The organism is Vibrio sp. Vb0667 (assembly GCF_033391095.1).
In genome coordinates this window covers 1-1,671 of record NZ_JAWPOL010000115.1, presented here as the reverse complement: position 1 = coordinate 1,671, position 1,671 = coordinate 1, and the positions used below count along the sequence as shown (strand labels likewise).

Here is a 1,671-nt window from a genome sequence, read left to right as displayed (position 1 = left end):
AAACATTAATGTCATGAATAGCAAACAAACCTAAACCTCTTGGAGATGTTAAATATCAGCAAAAATCGCATCGTTCTTTGAACATGCGATTTTTTTATTGTAAAACAATAGGCTTACGCTAGCCTAAACGGGTGGAACTCAACTTGGATAACCCCAAAACTTACAGTTTGGTCCTCATCGGTTCGATTGCTCTGCTCCTTTTACTTTTGTGGGGCTCACCCACCAGCGAAAAAACCTTATCAGCGACCGTCATCAGCAACACTTTGACTCAGTCTTTAGACGGGCAACGACGTTACCTGACGATAGACGCTCCTGATATCGAACAACAACGCGTCGCCGTTCCGATAACAACTGATTGTGCGATCGGTTCGACAGCCACATTTAGGCAAGCGACAAGCTCAACTTTTGAACCATCACTTTCATTCGTCAGCTGTAACTAGAATAGTGGTCACTCCCACGACAAGAAGGATTTAGCAATGCAAGCATTGATCAGTGCAAAAGAACTCCATGCCCGACTCGACCAAAAAAATGTAAAGCTTTTAGACGCAAGCATTAGCTTTCAAATTCCTTCTGAAAGCAAAAAAATCACCGATAAATGGATCCCAAACACTTACCGTTTTGATTACGAAAATGACTTTTGTCTGCCCGATACCTCTTTACCGCACATGATGCCAACCGAAGCAGGATTTAATGCAAGCGCACAAAAGCTTGGGCTAAATAACGAGGACTTGATCATCGTTTATGACAACTCAGGTACGCTTGCTTCACCACGCGCATGGTGGATGCTCAAAGCAATGGGACACGAGAGCGTCAAAGTACTTAATGGTGGACTTCCAGCTTGGATCGAAGCGGGGTTGCCCGTCGTAGATTCGCTAGCAAAACCTGAACAATTAGGAAATTTTTCGGGAAAATTAAATAAAAATGCATTTTTGGACGCAAATGCAGTATTAGAGTACTCAAACAATTGCAGTGCGCATATTGTTGATGCTCGCTCACGAGCGCGCTTTTTTGGTGAAGTGCCTGAGCCAAGAGAAGGATTGCGCAGTGGCCATATTCCAAACTCGTTGTGCCTGCCTTTTCAAGAACTGCTGGATAAAGGTTACATCAAACCGAACTCAGAATTGAAACAAGCATTTAGCGAACTGTCGCTATATAATGACAATTCAATCATTTTCAGCTGTGGCTCAGGTGTGACTGCCTGTATTTTATTGTTGGCAGCTCATCAACTTGGCTTACGCAACTTATCTGTTTATGACGGTTCATGGACAGAATGGGGTGCAGACTGCTCACTGCCAATTACGCGTTAAGCTAGGGGTTATCAAAACAATATGGTCGGATTAAAGAAGAACATTTGGACTCTTTACATGATGCTGCTCACCGTCAGTATCGTGACATTTTCGCTATTCGGCTATTACCACTACCAAGCAACGTTAGACAAATACAAAGACAAACAGCTCCTACAATTGGAGCTGTTTGCTTCCTCCGTTGAGTCACTTTTAAAAGGGCAAGAATCGCTGCTAGAAGTCGTTGGTCATCAACTGGTGGAGCAAAATAGCTTCACTCGTACCGCGGCCATTCAAACTCGCCCAATGTTAGATAAACTTCTCAACATTCATCCGGCGATCATCGGTTTTGGCTTGACCAATCCCAACGGTGACTACATTTCCGTTA

The 1,671-nt window shown here is 43.6% G+C and carries 2 protein-coding genes and 1 pseudogene; all 3 read left to right on the top strand.

Annotated features, from left to right (window positions below; translation table 11 throughout):
* Nucleotides 1–143 precede the first annotated feature (143 nt).
* Nucleotides 144–440: a hypothetical protein gene (locus R8269_RS23845; protein WP_318222730.1), complete on the top strand. Its 297-nt coding sequence runs from the start codon at nt 144–146 to the stop codon at nt 438–440.
* A gap of 36 nt (nt 441–476) precedes the next feature.
* Complete coding sequence (locus tag R8269_RS23840) at nt 477–1,307, top strand: sulfurtransferase (RefSeq protein ID WP_318222729.1); 831 nt, start codon at nt 477–479, stop codon at nt 1,305–1,307.
* Between the two features lie 21 nt (nt 1,308–1,328).
* A pseudogene (locus tag R8269_RS23835) lies at nt 1,329–1,671 on the top strand (GGDEF-domain containing protein); the annotation flags it as partial.